General features: G+C 66.0%; 12 protein-coding genes and 1 pseudogene. 9 read left to right on the plus strand and 4 right to left on the minus strand.

Features of this window, described 5'->3' with window-relative positions; genetic code table 11:
* From JQ617_RS40160 to JQ617_RS39495, 5 genes and pseudogenes are all read left to right on the plus strand, one after another.
* Window positions 1-108: pseudogene (locus tag JQ617_RS40160) on the plus strand (chemotaxis protein CheW); the annotation flags it as partial.
* 31 nt (window positions 109-139) lie between these two features.
* Entirely contained in the window at window positions 140-526 is a 387-nt protein-coding gene (locus JQ617_RS39480) for a response regulator (RefSeq protein WP_028143851.1), read from the plus strand.
* Window positions 527-586: 60 nt separating this feature from the next.
* Window positions 587-1,465 (plus strand): CheR family methyltransferase, encoded by an 879-nt coding sequence (locus JQ617_RS39485; RefSeq protein WP_212031065.1) that lies wholly within the window; start codon window positions 587-589, stop codon window positions 1,463-1,465.
* A 1-nt stretch (window position 1,466) separates the two neighbouring features.
* Entirely contained in the window at window positions 1,467-1,784 is a 318-nt protein-coding gene (locus tag JQ617_RS39490) for a hypothetical protein (protein ID WP_011083221.1), read from the plus strand.
* A 136-nt stretch (window positions 1,785-1,920) separates the two neighbouring features.
* Window positions 1,921-2,424 (plus strand): response regulator, encoded by a 504-nt coding sequence (locus tag JQ617_RS39495; protein ID WP_212031066.1) that lies wholly within the window; start codon window positions 1,921-1,923, stop codon window positions 2,422-2,424.
* A gap of 51 nt (window positions 2,425-2,475) precedes the next feature.
* On the opposite strand, the gene JQ617_RS39500 is transcribed toward JQ617_RS39495, so the two are convergent.
* Window positions 2,476-2,778: an aldo-keto reductase family protein gene (locus JQ617_RS39500; RefSeq protein WP_212031067.1), complete on the minus strand. Its 303-nt coding sequence runs from the start codon at window positions 2,776-2,778 to the stop codon at window positions 2,476-2,478.
* A gap of 149 nt (window positions 2,779-2,927) precedes the next feature.
* Between JQ617_RS39500 and JQ617_RS39505 the strand changes: the two genes are divergently transcribed.
* A complete protein-coding gene (locus JQ617_RS39505) occupies window positions 2,928-3,563 on the plus strand; it encodes a response regulator transcription factor (protein ID WP_063692659.1) in 636 nt (211 codons plus the stop codon).
* Between the two features lie 104 nt (window positions 3,564-3,667).
* Here the strand turns inward: JQ617_RS39505 and JQ617_RS39510 are convergent, their stop codons facing one another.
* Together JQ617_RS39510 and JQ617_RS39515 are read right to left on the minus strand one after the other, a co-directional pair.
* Complete coding sequence (locus JQ617_RS39510; RefSeq protein ID WP_212031068.1) at window positions 3,668-7,168, minus strand: PAS domain S-box protein; 3,501 nt, start codon at window positions 7,166-7,168, stop codon at window positions 3,668-3,670.
* 64 nt (window positions 7,169-7,232) lie between these two features.
* Window positions 7,233-7,655: a response regulator gene (locus JQ617_RS39515; RefSeq protein WP_212031069.1), complete on the minus strand. Its 423-nt coding sequence runs from the start codon at window positions 7,653-7,655 to the stop codon at window positions 7,233-7,235.
* A 375-nt stretch (window positions 7,656-8,030) separates the two neighbouring features.
* On the opposite strand from JQ617_RS39515, the gene JQ617_RS39520 reads away from it, so the two are divergent.
* Window positions 8,031-10,163 carry a HAMP domain-containing methyl-accepting chemotaxis protein gene (locus JQ617_RS39520; protein WP_212031070.1) on the plus strand — a complete coding sequence of 711 codons (2,133 nt, stop codon included), beginning with the start codon at window positions 8,031-8,033 and terminating at the stop codon, window positions 10,161-10,163.
* Here JQ617_RS39520 and JQ617_RS39525 read toward each other — a convergent pair whose 3' ends face one another.
* On the minus strand, window positions 10,164-10,880 hold the full coding sequence (locus tag JQ617_RS39525; RefSeq protein WP_212031071.1) for a GntR family transcriptional regulator: 717 nt from the start codon (window positions 10,878-10,880) through the stop codon (window positions 10,164-10,166).
* A 90-nt stretch (window positions 10,881-10,970) separates the two neighbouring features.
* Between JQ617_RS39525 and JQ617_RS39530 the strand changes: the two genes are divergently transcribed.
* Window positions 10,971-11,990, plus strand: a complete 1,020-nt coding sequence (locus tag JQ617_RS39530; RefSeq protein ID WP_212031072.1) for an ABC transporter substrate-binding protein — start codon at window positions 10,971-10,973, stop codon at window positions 11,988-11,990.
* Window positions 11,990-12,751 (plus strand): ABC transporter ATP-binding protein, encoded by a 762-nt coding sequence (locus tag JQ617_RS39535; protein WP_063692671.1) that lies wholly within the window; start codon window positions 11,990-11,992, stop codon window positions 12,749-12,751. The genes JQ617_RS39530 and JQ617_RS39535 overlap by 1 nt, the downstream gene beginning before the upstream one ends.
* The last annotated feature ends 30 nt before the right edge of the window (window positions 12,752-12,781 follow it).

Consider the following 12,781-nt stretch of genomic DNA (forward strand, 5'->3'; position numbering starts at 1 on the left):
ATGGCCAAGCTCGCCGGCGGTGTCCACCGCCTCGACGGCCAGCTCATGGTCGTGCTCGACGTCGATCGCGTGCTCGAACTGAAGACCGAAGTGCAGATGGCTGCGTGAGCCAACGAAACATCGAAGCCGGAGAACCGAAATGAAAACGTGTTTGGTGGTCGATGATTCCAGCGTCGTGCGCAAGATCGCACGCCGGATCCTGGAAGGACTCGAATTCCAGGTCACTGAAGCCGAGGACGGCTCGAAGGCGCTCGAGATCTGCCAGCGGCAGCTGCCCGACGCGGTGCTGCTCGACTGGAACATGCCCGTCATGGACGGGTTCGAGTTCATGGGCCACATGCGCCGCCTGCCCGGCGGCGACCAGCCCAAGGTGGTGTTCTGCACCACCGAGAACAATGTGGCTCATATCGCTCAGGCGCTCAGCGGCGGCGCCAACGAGTACATCATGAAGCCCTTCGACAAAGACATCATCGCCGACAAGTTCGCTGAAGTTGGTTTGATCCCGGTCGGACAAGCCATGGTCTGAGTGTATCTGGCCCGAGTGCTTGGGCCAGAGTGTTCCAGTACAGCTTCGAAGAGGCCATCCGTGACCCCGACCGAGTACGAGTACCTGCGCAAATTCCTGAAGGACAATTCCGGTCTCGACCTGTCCGCAGACAAGCAATATCTGATCGAAAGCCGCCTGCTGCCGCTCGCCCGCAAGGCCGGGCTCTCGGGCATCACCGACCTCGTGCAGAAGCTGCAGGCCGGCTCGCGCCAGCTGATCGTCGACGTGGTCGAAGCCATGACCACGAACGAGACCTTCTTCTTCCGCGACAAGGTCCCGTTCGATCATTTCCGCGACCACATCATGCCCGAGGTCATCAAGGCGCGTGCCGCCAGGCGCAGCGTGCGCATCTGGTGCGCCGCCGGCTCGACCGGGCAGGAGCCCTATTCGCTGGCGATGTGCCTGAAGGAGATGGGCGCGGCCCTCACCGGCTGGCGCGTCGAGATCATCGCGACCGACCTGTCGCAGGAAGTGCTGGAGAAAGCCAAGTCCGGCATCTACAGCCAGTTCGAGGTGCAGCGCGGCCTGCCGATCCAGATGCTGGTGAAGTACTTCAAGCAGACCGGCGAGACCTGGCAGATCAATCCCGAATTGCGGGCGATGATCCAGCACAGGCAGCTCAACCTGCTGCACGATTTCGCCCAGCTCGGCACGTTCGACGTGATCTTCTGCCGCAACGTGCTGATCTATTTCGACCAGGACACCAAGATCAACATCTTCAACCGCCTGGCGCGCCAGATCGAGCCCGACGGCTTCCTGGTGCTCGGCGCGGCGGAAACCGTGGTCGGACTGACCGATACGTTCAGGCCGATCCCGGAAAGGCGCGGTCTCTACAAGCCGAACGATCCGCGCGCAGCCGCAGCCAAGCCGCCGGTCGGCGCTGTGCCGCCGCGCATGGCCGTGATGGCAGGGCGATAAGATGGCCGAGGATGGAAAAGGTGCGGAGCGCGTGACGTTCAGTCGCGGTTATGATGTCTGCATCATGGCCATCGACGGGACCTGGCGCCGCGACTGCAAGCTCAACGCCATCTCCGACACTGATGCCATCCTCACGGTCGAAGGCTCGATCCAGGGCCTGAACCTGAAGGAGTTCTTCCTGCTGCTGTCGTCCACCGGCCTTGCCTACCGCCGCTGCGAGCTGGTGCGCGTCAACGGCGCCGAAATGGACATCCAGTTCCTGCGCGGCAAGAACAGGAAGAAGCGCGGCGCGGCCGGCGGCCACGACGCGGCGGCCTGATCGGCGCGGCGCTTGGTGCGTCTTTCCGCGTTGCTTTACATTTGCTGAAACATCGGAATGAATTTGCCGCACCGGCTTTACGTCGCCTAAGCGCGCGCCGTGTATCCATTGCCCGTCTCAATCGCAGGATACGGCAATGCCCAGAAGTTCCCTTTCCTCCGTCACCTCGAACCTGCCCGACGTCGCCGAGCGGCGCGCGCTCCAGCTCCTGGTCGTCGACGACGACGCCACGCAGCGCAGCCTGATCACCGTCGCGGCGAAGCAGGCCGGCCACGAGGTCACCGTGGCCCCGTCGGTGGCGGAGGCGATCGAGAAACTCCGCGCCGCGCGCTTCGACTGCGTGACGCTGGATCTCGTGCTGGAGGACGGCGACGGCATCGATGTGCTGCGCGAGATGGCCGAGGCCAAATTCGCCGGCGCGGTGATCGTCATCAGCGGCATGGACGGCAAGCGCCGCAGTGCCGCCCGCAGCTTCGCCCGTTCGGTCGGGATCGGGCTCCAGAGCCTGCCCAAGCCGCTCGACCTCGCCGCCCTGCGCATCAGCCTCGCCAACCTCGGCAAGACCGCGATGGGCCTGCCGGCGATTCACACCTGGGGTGGTGTGGCGACCGACGCAATCGTGGAGCGGCACCGCGCCTAGGCCGCGGAGCAGCCATGCCGGGCGCCGCGGCGGACAAGCGGCGTGCGGCGGCTATGCGGGACCCGCTTCCGACAGCTGCTGCAGCGCGTGGTCGAGCTCCGCCCGGCAGGCGTTGAGGGCGGCGCTTGCCGTGGCAAAGCGGGGCGTGACGTCGTCGAGCACGAAGATCTCGCTGGAACCCGCGGTAGCGCTATCGTCCTCCGGCTCGATGTCGTCCGTGGTCATGGCCGCGTCGATCAGACGCATACTGAGGTCGATGCGCGCGATCAGAGAGCGAAGTTCGGCTGCGATCAACTGACGGCTGTCGGCGTCGGCCATCGCTGCGAGCGGGGGTGTGCCTGCGTAATTTAGCATGGATATTCTCCGTCTCCCGCAATTAGGCACCTCGCCGCTACTTGTGCGTTAAGTCCATGTCCCGTACAAATACGGGTGGGCCGAATCCGCGCCGAACGCCATAACGGGAGGCGCGGACGCGAGTCCTTCATGCCAACTGGATGTGGCACATGGCCGAACAAAGCTCTCGCGGTGAAATCTTCGTGGTCGACGACGACCCTGCCGTTCGCGACACCTTGTCGATGGTGTTGAAGGCGGCGGGCTATGAGGTGATCTGTTTTGCGGACGGCGCAGCGCTGCTCTCCGTCGCGCGAAACCGCACGCCGGCTGCGATCCTGCTCGATGTGCACATTCCCGGAAAGTCGGGTCTCGACATTCTGAGGGAGCTGCACGGCGAGGATTATCCTGCGCCGATCTTCATGATCTCCGGCCAGGGCGACATCGCGATGGCGGTCAGCGCCATCAAGAACGGCGCGCTCGATTTCATCGAGAAGCCGTTCCGCGGCAGCGAGATCGTCGGCCGCCTCGACGAGGCGATCGGCGCCTATGCACGCAGGCAGGCAGAGAACGCGTCGCCGAAATTCAGCTCGCTGCATTTCCCCGGCCGCGAGCCGCTGACGCGCAGGGAGCGCGAGGTGCTCGAGCAGTTTGCCTCCGGTGCCTCCAACAAGGAAGCCGGCCGCACCCTCGGCATCAGCCCGCGTACCATCGAGGATCACCGCGCCAACATCATGAAGAAGCTCGGCGCCCGCAATGCCGCCGACCTGATCCGCATCGTGATGACCGCCGCCCAGCGCGCGTCGTAGGGCATAGTCACGTTTCGTAGCCCGGATGAGCGAAACGACATCCGTGACTTCGTGCGCACTGGTCCCGGGTATCGCTTCGCTCACCCGGGCTACGGGTTATCGCCTCACGCGCTCAGCGCCTTGCGGATGATCCGCGCCAGATCCGATTTGCGATAGGGCTTTGCCAGCAGCAGCACGCCGGAATCCAGCCGGCCGTGATGGATGATCGCGTTCTCGGTATAGCCTGAGGTGTAGACCACCCTGAGATCGGGACGCGTCTTCAACAGCTCGTCGGCGAGCTGCCGCCCGTTCATCTTGCCGGGCATGATGACGTCGGTGAACAGCAGGTCGAACGGTTTTCCGGCGGCGACGATCGCGAGCGCTTCGGCGGCGTTCGCGGCCTGCAAGGTGACGTAGCCGAGCGAATGCAGCTGCGCCAGCACGTAGTCGCGCACCAGCCGGTCGTCCTCGACCACCAGGATGGTCTCGTGTCCGCCCTCGATCGTCGCGGGCGTCACGCCGTCGCCGACCGCGGTCGGCGTCTTGCCGGGCGGCAGATACATCTTGATCGTGGTGCCGTGGCCTTCCTCGCTGTAGATCTTGATGTGTCCGGCGGACTGCTTGATGAAGCCGTAGACCATCGAAAGCCCGAGCCCGGTGCCCTTGCCCGGCCCCTTCGAGGTGAAGAAGGGATCGAACACCCGCGCCAGCATGTTCGCCGGAATGCCGCTGCCGGTGTCGCTCACGGCGATCAGCACGTAATGGCCGGGCCTGATATCGTTGACGCTGGCATAGACCTCGTCGAGATAGGCGGCACCCGTCTCCAGGATCAGCTTGCCGCCGCCGGGCATGGCGTCGCGGGCGTTGAGCGCGAGGTTGAGGAGCGCCGTGGTGAGCTGGTTGGGATCGACGATCGCGACGCAGTTCTCGCCCTCGAACACCGATTCGATCAGGATCTGCTCGCCCAGCGTCGGCCGCAGCAGCTTTGCCGTATCGACGATCAGCGAGTTGATGTCGATCTCGCGCGGCTGCAGCGGCTGCTTGCGCGCAAACGCGAGCAGGTGCTGCGTCAGCTCGGCGCCGCGGCCGGCCGCCTCGTCGATCATCCGGGTGATCGCCGCGAGCTCGGGCTCCTTGGCGACCGCGTCGGCGAGGATCTCGATCGTCCCGGTGATCACGGTGAGGATGTTGTTGAAGTCGTGCGCCACGCCGCCGGTGAGCTGGCCGACCGCCTCCATCTTCTCGGCCTGGCGGATGCGCTCCTCGGACGCGATCTTGTCGGTGAGGTCGCGGTAGAAGACGTTGAACAGGACACCCTCGCGGCGCCTCAGCGCCGTGACGCTCAGCTCGGCCTTGAACTCCTTGCCGTCGCGCCGGCGGCACATCAGCTCGCGGCGGCGATTGAGCGTCTGGCCCTCCCTGGATTCGAGGAAGCGCGCAAGGCCGGCCGCGACCCTCTCGCGCTCGGCGGGGGCGACGATGAGGTCGATCGAGCTCCGGCCCAGCGCTTCGTCGCGGCGCCAGCCGAACAGCTCTTCGGCGCGCGAGCTCCAGTTCAGGATGATGCTGTGCTCGTCGGTCTGGACGAAGGCGTCGAGCGCGGTCTCGACGATGTTGCGGGCCAGCTGCTCGCTGTCGCGCAGGGATTCCTCGGCGAGCCTTGCCTCGGTCATGTCGCGGCCGACGAAGAAGTAGCGCTTCGCCTGATCGGACCAGTTGCCGAGCCAGGACAGCCAGACCTCGCGCCCGTCCTTGTGGATGCACCGCGTGTCCGAGAGCTTCGGCTGCTCGCCGCGCCGGAGCGCGCGCATGTCCTCGCGGGACTGCTCGAGATGCGAGGGATGGATGAAATCGACGCCGCTGCGACCGATCATCTCGTCGGGCCGGTAGCCGAGAATGGCCTCGCAGCTCGGGCTGATCTGCACGATATGGCCGCGCGAGTTCATGATCATGATCAGATCCTGCGAGGCGTCGAAGAGCTGGCGCCGCTCCTCGAGCTGCTGCTGCAGCGCCCGCTCGGTCCGTCGCGCGTCGGTGAGGCGGCGCGCCGAGCCGGACGCGCCGATGATCTCGCCCGATGCCCCCCTGATCGGCGAAAGGCTCACCGAGATCTCGACCGGCGTGCCGTCCTTGCGCAGCCGGACGGTTTCGAAATGCTCGATCCGCTCGCCCCCTGCAATGCGCCGGAGATAGTCCTTGCCCTCTTCGCTGCGATCGGGCGGCAGCAGGATCGAGGTGGGCTGTCCCATCGCTTCGTCGGCCGAGTAGCCATAGAGGCGCTCGGCCGCGGCATTCCAGCCGATGACGATGCCGTCGAGCGTCTGCATGACGATCGAATCGTCGGAGGATTCCACCGCCGCGCTGAACAGGCGCTCGCGGACGGCGAGTTGGTCGCGCGCGGCCTCGGTGCGACGCCGTTCCTCGACCTCGTGCTCGAGCGCCGACGTCTTCGCCTTGGTCTCCTCGACCATGCGGGCAAAGGCGCGCGCCAGCATTCCGGTCTCGCCCGACGCCTCGATCGGAATCTCCGCGGGCTTGCCGCGCCCGATCGCCTCGACCGCCGCGGTGAGCCGCACGATCGGCCGGGTCAGCGATTGAGCCAGCAGCACGGCGAGCACGGCCGCGACCATGACCGCGATCAGGCCGATCGTGAGGGTGGTTTTCTCGATGATCACGGCCGGCGCCATGAAGACGGCATTGGGCACGACGCGGATGATGCCAATCCACTGGCCTTCGGCCAGGATCGCGGGGGCGATCGCCGTGCCGCTCGGCTTGCCGTCGCCGCCCGGCACGACCTGGGTGGCCCCCAGGGTCGAGCCCGTGACATTGGCGAAATAGGGGAAGTCGTCCTGCCAGCGCGTCGGCGTGCCCAGTTGCAGGCCGTATTCGCGGGTGCGGTCCGGATGCACGAGATAATCGCCGTTACGGCCGACGACGTAGACCTGCTCGCCGGACCGGCTCGTGATCCGGATGCGGTCGAACACCTGGCGCATGTCGATGTTGACGACGACGATGCCGAACAGCCGGTGGTCGGATCCGAACAGCGGTGCCGCGACGCGCAGCGTCGGAACATAGGGCATCTGGATCGTGCCGTCGTCGACGTTCAGGTCGACCGGAGAGACGTAGACCTGATCTTCCGAGAGCTTGATCGTGTCCAGGAAGAAGGCGCGCTCGTCCTTGTTCTGCAGGGCATTGTCGGGGACGATACGGACCGCCCCCGTCGGGCCGGACCGGTCGACGCGGAGATATTCGCGGCCGTCGGCGTCGATGATGCGAAATTTTGCGTAGGTCGCATTGGCCCCGACAACGGCCACGAGCTGCGTCAGCAACCGATCGCGCCAGCTCTTCTCGGAAAGGTGGTCGACCGGATCGACGCCGTCGTTGAAATGCGCGTCGATCACGCCGCGGACGGCGGCACGGGAGCGGAACGTCGCGATCACGGCGTGCGCGCCGTTGGTCTGGGTTTCGAGCTGGGACGCCAGCAGCCGCGATTGGGTCTCGATGCGGTCGAGCACGCGCGGCAGGAAGGCCTGTTCCAGGCTGTAATGGCTCAGCCATCCGACGGCGGCGACCGCAATCGCGACCAGCAGGATCATTGCGATGGCGAGCCGGGTTGCCAGCGTCATGTCGGCCCTGGCGCCGCGTCGCGAGCGGTCCCGAATGTTCTGCTACGCTGCAACATGGATTCTGTCATCGGCCGCCCGAACCGGCCTCGGATTGCGGCACTGATGACGCCGACTTCAGGCAGCCGTCGACCGCCGCGAGCAGCGCGTCCGGACGGAACGGCTTCTGAAGGCTCGCCACCGCGCCGAGCTTGGTCGCCATTTTCAGGAAATCCGGTTCCGCATAGGCGTCCGGCGTGGCCGAGCGGCCGGAAATGACGATGATGGGAATGGCCGGGGACAGCGCCCGGATGTGGCGCATCGTCTCCAGCCCGTCCATGCCGGGCATGAATATATCGAGGAACAGCAGGTCGAACCGGCCGGCCTCGAACAGCACAAGTCCCCTGCAGCCATCGCCGGCGACGGTGACGTGATGGCCGGCCCTCTCCAGGAGCAGCCGGATCGTGATCTGTACGGCCGGGTCGTCATCCACAATCAGGATGTTGGCCACGTCAAAAATCCTCCGGGGCGGGTGGGATGATCCAGCGACCCCAAATCAAAGCAATAAATGCGAAATTGTTGCGCGGATTCCGTCCGGCCCGCAAGCACTTCGCGTTTGCCGGGATCGCCTTTCGCAGCGAGCCGAGGGGGCGAAGGGCCACTCCCCGGTACGCACGCTTACATGCATATGGCGGAAGGTTCCGAACGGCGTAACCCATTTCAGCAACAGGAGATATCAGTTGTATGGAACCAAGCCTTCACCATGGATTAAAGGCCGCAGACTACAATCTGCGATAGTTCCCTTGTCGGTATTCGCGTATTTCATTTTCGCATTCTGGCATTCGATGAAGTCGGCCGAAAGCGGCCATCAGCACGAGAACCTCCCATGTTCAAATCGATCGCGAACACCGGAATTCGCACCCGGCTGCTCGGCGGCTTTGCCTTGATCTGCCTTCTGCTCGCGGCGACCGTGATCTACACCGTCGCCGCCGTCTCCGACATTTCGTCGCGGATCAGGGCGGTCGTGGACCAGCGGGCGCCGGTCGCGATCGCGAGCACGGAACTCGTCGGCAATCTCTATTCCACGCTGTCGACATTGCGCGGCTATCTGCTGACGGGCGATGCGCGGGGCAAGCGCGACCGGGCCGCCGTCTGGGCGGAGCTCGATCGGACCGCCGCCGCCGTCGACCGTATGGCGGAGGGCTTTTCCAGCGCCAAGAACAAGACCAATTGGAGCGAGGCCAGGGCGCTGATCGCGGAATTCCGCCAGGCCCAGGACAAGGCCGAGCTCGCCGCCTTCACCCCGTCGGCCTATCCGGCGAGCGAGCTGCTGGCGAAGGAGGCCGCGCCGCTGATCGCGACCATGTTCGCCGAGATCACCGCGATGATCGACGAGGAGGAGACGCTGGAAGCGACGCCGCAGCGCAAGCGCCTGCTCAAGACCTTTGCCGACGTGCGCGGCAATCTTGCCGCCGCGGGATCGCAATTGCGCCTCTACGTGGCCTCGGGCGAGGCCGCCGATCGTGACAAGTTCGAAAAGCCGCTCGCGACTTTCAGGGCCGCACTCGCATCTGTCGGCACCCAGGCGGATCTGCTCACCGAACGGCAGGCGAACGCCTACCGCGCCATCGCCAAGGCGAACGAGGCCTTCACCCCGCTGCCGCAGAAGATCTTCGCGATCCGCCAGACGCCGCAATGGAACGCGCCGGTCTTCATCCTGTCCACCGAGGCTGCGCCGCGCGCGGCCCGCATCCTCGATCTGCTCGACGGCCGCAAGGACGCCGATGGCAAGCGCTCCGGCGGTCTCAAGAGCGACGAGCAGTCGAAGCTCGCCGACGACGCCCGCAGCGTCGCCGATGCGGTCGAGAGATTGCTGCTGCTGCAATGGATCCTGCTTGCCGCGGGCCTTGCGCTCGGCACGGTGATTGCGATCCTGGTCGCGCGCTCCATCACGCGCCCGATCGTGGAGCTGGTGGGCGATTCCGCGCGCCTGTCCGGCGGCGACACCAGTGTCGAATTCAGGACGGCCGAGCGCGGCGACGAGATCGGCGTGGTGTCGCAGGCGGTCGCCAAATTCCGCGACAACGTCATCGCCCAGCAGCAGGCGGCGGCATCTCTCGCGCGCGAGGCTGAGGCGCGCGAGGCGGCCAATCGCAACATGGAGGACGCGGTCGAGGACTTTCGCGGGACCTCGCGCGACCTGCTCGCGCTGGTCGGCGAGAATGCGGGCACCATGCGGCACACCGCGGAGAGTCTCGGCGGCATCGCCAACCATGCGACGAGCCAGGCCGCCTCCGCTGCGACCGCTTCCGAGCAGACCGCGGTCAACGTCCAGACCGTCGCCGCGGCGGCCGAAGAGCTCGCGAGTTCCATCGTCGAGATCGGCCGGCAGATCGAGCTGTCCAACAAGACCGTGCGCTCGGCGGGCGAGGTGACCGCGCGCTCGGAGAGCGAGATCGAGGGTCTCGCGCACGCCGCGCAAAGCATCAGCTCGGTGGTCGATTTGATCCAGGCGATCGCGGCCCAGACCAACCTGCTGGCGCTCAACGCCACCATCGAGGCCGCGCGTGCCGGCGAGGCCGGTCGCGGCTTTGCCGTGGTCGCGTCCGAGGTCAAGGCGCTGGCCGACCAGACCCGCAATGCGACGCAGGACATCGCCCAGCACGTCGCCGCGATCCAGAACTCGACCGGCAGCGCGGTCGCCTCCGTCAAGGAGGTCGCAACCGCCATGCGCCGGATCGACGAGGTGACCGCAGCGATCGCCAGCGCCGTGGAGGAGCAGGGCGCGGCGACGCGGGAGATCTCGCAGAACGTCCAGATGGCGGCGTCGGGGACGCAGACGCTGGCGACCAGCATCGGCACCGTCTCCGGAGCCATCGCGGAAACCAACCGCTCGGCCGACGACGTGCTGGGGGCCGCGAACCACGTTTCGGGCGCGGCCGAGCGCCTCGCCACCGAGGTCCAGGCCTTCTTCGTCAGGCTGCGCACCGGTCCGACGGACGGCCGCAACGCCGCCTGATCAATCCGCCAGATATTCGGGGTGGTGGCTCCGGATCTTGTCGAGTTCGCTGAGCGTGCCCGAGAGATGGGTGCGCAGATGCTGCTGCACGGCATCGGCGTCGCCGGCCTCGATCGCGCGCGTGATCAGCTTGTGATGGCGCACGATGTTCTGGGCCTTGCCGGGTGAGGGCAGATGCAGCCGCCGCAGCCGGTCGATATGTCCGCTGCGGCTGCGCACCAGCGCCCATAAATCCTGCTTGCCGGCGTCGGCATAGAGCTGCGCGTGAAATTCGTTGTCGGCGGCCATGAAGGCCTCGAAGTCGCCGGCCTTCGCAAATTGCTGCTGCAGCGCGATGGCGTGGTCGAGGCGGATGACCAGGGCGTCGTCATGCTGTTCGGCCAGCAGCCGGACAATCTCCAGCTCCAGCGCCTGGCGCAGGAAATGCGCCTGCTGGGCCCGGCCGATGTCGATCCGGCTGACCACGGTCGCGTGCTGCGGAAACACGTCGACCAGGCCCTCTTCCTCGAGCCGCATCAGGGCATCGCGCACCGGCGTCGAGCTGACGCCGAACTGGGCGGCGAGCTCGGCGCGCGACAGCGGCGCGCCGGGCGGCAGCTCCAGTGCGATGATCGCATTGCGCAGCCGCTCGAATACCTGCGGCGCGGCCTGACGGGCGCGGTCGAGCCGGGCGCCGGGGCGTGCGGCCGCGCGCTGCGTGGGGTGAGCTGCTTCCATGTCGGATCCCGCTTGCCTTTGATGCACTAATATATTAGTGCATCAGCAGGGTCAACGCAGCTCGACGCTGGCCGGAGGAAACACACAACAATGATCAAGCATCTTCGCAGCAAGCTCGCGGCTGCCGTCCTGTTGGCCGCAACCGTCCTCGCAGCGCCCGCGGCGCATGCGCAGCAGAAATCCGAGATCGCGCTGTCGCGCCAGCCCGGCATTTTCTACATGCCGAGCCACATCATGGAAAAGCTGAAGCTGATCGAGAAGCACGCGGCGTCTCTCGGCGTGGCGGGCGTGACCACCAAATGGATCACCTTCTCCGGCGGCGGCGCGCAGACCGATGCGCTGCTCGCCGGCGGTGTCGACATCCTCAACACCGGCACCGGCAATCTTCTCCTGCTGTGGGATCGCACCCGCGGCGGCGTGAAGGGCATCGTGGCCACCTCGGCCCAGCCGATGACGCTGATCAGCCGCGACGCCAACATCAAGTCGATCAGGGATTTTGGCCCCTCCGACAAGATCGCGGTGCCGACCGTGAAGGTCTCGACGCAGGCGATCGTGCTGCAGATCGCGGCCGCGGAGGCGTTCGGCGCCGACCAATGGTCGAAGCTGGATGCCAACACCGTGCAGCTCGGCCATCCCGACGCCTATGCGGCGCTGTCCAACCCCAAGCACGAAGTGCACACCCATTTCTCGATCCCGCCCTTCACCTTCCTCGAATTGAAGAACGTGCCGGGCGCGCATGTGGTGCTGAATTCACCTGACGTGATGGGCGGCCCGCTCAGCCAGGCGCAGTTCTTCACCACGACCAAATTCGCCGACGCCAATCCGAAGATCGTCCAGGCCGTGCGCGACGCCACCAAGGAAGCGCAGGACCTGATCCGCAGCGACACCAAGCAGGCCGTCGAGATCTACAAGGAGATCACCGGCGACAAGACCTCGGTGGAGGAGCTGCTCGACCTGCTGAAAGAACCCGGCATGATGGAGTGGAATCTCCAGCCTCAGGGCACGATGAAGTTCGCGGCGCATCTGTTCAAGACCGGCACGCTGAAGAACCAGCCGAAGGCCTGGACGGACTATTATCTCCCCCTCGCGCACGATCTGAAGGGCAACTGATGGCGCTGCTCGACGTCAATGGGGTGACGCTGCGCTACAAGACCTCCAGCGCCGTCGTCACCGCCACGGAAAGGGTCAGCTTCACCGTCGACAAGTCCGATCGCTTCGTGCTGCTCGGGCCGTCCGGCTGCGGCAAGTCGACCCTGCTCAAGGCCGTCGGCGGCTACATGACCCCGAGCGAGGGGCGCATGACCATCAACGATCGCGAGATCCATGGTCCCGGCGCCGACCGCATGATGATCTTCCAGGAGTTCGACCAGCTCCTGCCCTGGAAGAGCGTGCTGGCCAACGTGATGTTCCCGCTGCTGACGGCGCGCAAGCTGTCGCGCAAGGACGCCGAGGCAAAGGCGCGGGCCTATATCGAGAAGGTCGGGCTCACCCGCGTGGTCGATGCCTACCCGCACACGCTCTCCGGCGGCATGAAGCAGCGCGTCGCGATCGCGCGCGGCATGGCGATGGAGCCGGATATCCTGTTGATGGACGAGCCATTCGCGGCGCTCGACGCGCTGACGCGGCGCACCTGTCAGGACGAGCTGCTCCAGCTCTGGAGCGAGACCAAGTTCACCGTTCTGTTCGTGACCCATTCGATCGCGGAAGCGATCCGCATCGGCAACCGCATCCTGTTGCTGTCGCCGCATCCCGGCCGGGTCAAGGCCGAGGTGGTCGACGTCGACAAGGCCTCGAACGAAGACGGCAGCGCCGGCCGGCTGGAGAAGGAGATCCACGATCTCCTGTTCGCCGGCGAAGCCACCGCGCATTGAACAGGGCAATCGCATATGAAGTGTGTGCTT

Origin of the sequence: Bradyrhizobium sp. KB893862 SZCCT0404 (genome assembly GCF_018130885.1) — a bacterium.
Lineage (GTDB): Bacteria > Pseudomonadota > Alphaproteobacteria > Rhizobiales > Xanthobacteraceae > Bradyrhizobium > Bradyrhizobium stylosanthis.

Coding starts and splice junctions, on each gene's coding strand:
- JQ617_RS39480 (WP_028143851.1), top strand. CDS start 140: ATGAAAACGTGTTTGGTGGTCGATGATTCCAGCGTCGTGCGCAAGATC.
- JQ617_RS39490 (WP_011083221.1), top strand. CDS start 1,467: ATGGCCGAGGATGGAAAAGGTGCGGAGCGCGTGACGTTCAGTCGCGGT.
- JQ617_RS39495 (WP_212031066.1), top strand. CDS start 1,921: ATGCCCAGAAGTTCCCTTTCCTCCGTCACCTCGAACCTGCCCGACGTC.
- JQ617_RS39500 (WP_212031067.1), bottom strand. CDS start 2,778: ATGCTAAATTACGCAGGCACACCCCCGCTCGCAGCGATGGCCGACGCC.
- JQ617_RS39505 (WP_063692659.1), top strand. CDS start 2,928: ATGGCCGAACAAAGCTCTCGCGGTGAAATCTTCGTGGTCGACGACGAC.
- JQ617_RS39510 (WP_212031068.1), bottom strand. CDS start 7,168: ATGACGCTGGCAACCCGGCTCGCCATCGCAATGATCCTGCTGGTCGCG.
- JQ617_RS39520 (WP_212031070.1), top strand. CDS start 8,031: ATGTTCAAATCGATCGCGAACACCGGAATTCGCACCCGGCTGCTCGGC.
- JQ617_RS39525 (WP_212031071.1), bottom strand. CDS start 10,880: ATGGAAGCAGCTCACCCCACGCAGCGCGCGGCCGCACGCCCCGGCGCC.
- JQ617_RS39530 (WP_212031072.1), top strand. CDS start 10,971: ATGATCAAGCATCTTCGCAGCAAGCTCGCGGCTGCCGTCCTGTTGGCC.
- JQ617_RS39535 (WP_063692671.1), top strand. CDS start 11,990: ATGGCGCTGCTCGACGTCAATGGGGTGACGCTGCGCTACAAGACCTCC.